1 protein-coding gene is annotated in these 1406 nt (G+C 40.8%); it reads right to left on the bottom strand.

What is annotated here, in order from left to right; genetic code table 11:
- On the bottom strand, window positions 1-1358 hold a 1358-nt coding region (locus HQN83_RS25155), incomplete at its 3' end, for an IS1182 family transposase (protein WP_173094502.1).
- Between the last annotated feature and the right edge of the window lie 48 nt (window positions 1359-1406).

The following is a 1406-nucleotide window of genomic DNA, read 5'->3' as shown; positions in this document are numbered from 1 at the left end:
AGTAGATGATGTGCTTTTTGCTTATGTCTTTGCAGATTTTCGTTGATTTCTATCAAGCGGTCGCCTTTGGATTTGTGGCAAGCGCCATTTAGTGGGCAATTGTTGCAATTTTTGGCTTGATATCGCCTGACTTGCTGCTCGAACCCGCTTGCGGTACGTTTTTTAACTATTCCCACAAATTCCATGCTTTGTCCCATTGGGCAGATGTAAGCATCTTTTTGTTCATGATAAAAAAGCTGATTTGCGGCAAAAGGATATTTTTGATTATAGTGTGTATTTTGTTGTTTATCAAACATGTTAAACTTAACGAAAGACTCCACTTGTTTTTGTTCCAACAGGGCATAATTCTCTTCTGATCCATAACCGGCATCAGCAGTAAGGGTCTTTGGGGGACGATTGAAACTATTTTCATGTTGCTCCAGGTGTGATTTTAAAGTTAAGGTGTCTGTAGGATTGGAGTGAATGGTGTAGTTCACAATGAACTGGTTTGAAGTAGATATCTGCACATTATAAGCGGGTTTGAGCTGTCCGTTACGCATATGATCTTCTTTCATTCTCATAAAAGTAGCATCCGGATCGCTCTTGCTGTAGCTATTGCGTTCAGCGAGTATTTCTTCCTGATGCTTATACTTGCCGATAGCTTCGGGATAGTTTTTAGTGAGGTAATGGAGCTTTGCTTTGGTCTTTTTATCAACCTGATCATTGTTAGCCAGCACTTCATTGAGTTTGTCAACCGTTGCCTGGATGCTTTGCGGACTTACTGTTTTGGCCGTAGGCGGTTCAGGCAATAAATCTTCTACCGTAGCTACACTCTGGGCATAGTTCCAGATTTCATCCAACTGCTTTTGCATCTTCGCTTTATTGGTCTGAATGGATTTTTTCCAGACAAAAGTGTACTTGTTGGCATTGGCCTCAATCTTGGTTCCATCGGTATAAACTTCATCAATACTTAGCAGTCCTTCTTCAGCCAGATATTTAACCACTTCCTCAAATACGCTGCGCAGGGCATGTTTTAAGCGGACACCCCGAAATCGGTTGATCGTATTGTGATCCGGTTTACTCATGCCGCTCAACCACATGAAAGGAACATTTTCCCGACAAGCTATGGCCAGCTTTCTACTGGAATAAGTATTGGTCACATATCCGTAGACCAAAACTTTTAAAAGTAATATCGGATGATAATTGGACGCGCCCCTGATGTGGTAGGCATTCAACAAAGGTTCTACATTGATCACATTAATAATCTTGTCGACAAGTCTTACAGTATGATCTGCTGGAATCAACTCATCGAAAGTAGGCGGAAACGCCATGAGCTGATGTTGATAATAGGGCTTAAAAACGGGTTTCTTGTTGGCCATATCTACTACTGATTTACATCATAAATGTATGAAAATCAATAAGTTAAA

Origin of the sequence: Pedobacter foliorum (assembly GCF_013266735.1) — a bacterium.
Lineage (GTDB): Bacteria > Bacteroidota > Bacteroidia > Sphingobacteriales > Sphingobacteriaceae > Pedobacter > Pedobacter foliorum.
Note: the sequence above shows the minus strand (reverse complement) of the source record. Positions and strands in the feature narration are given on the sequence as shown.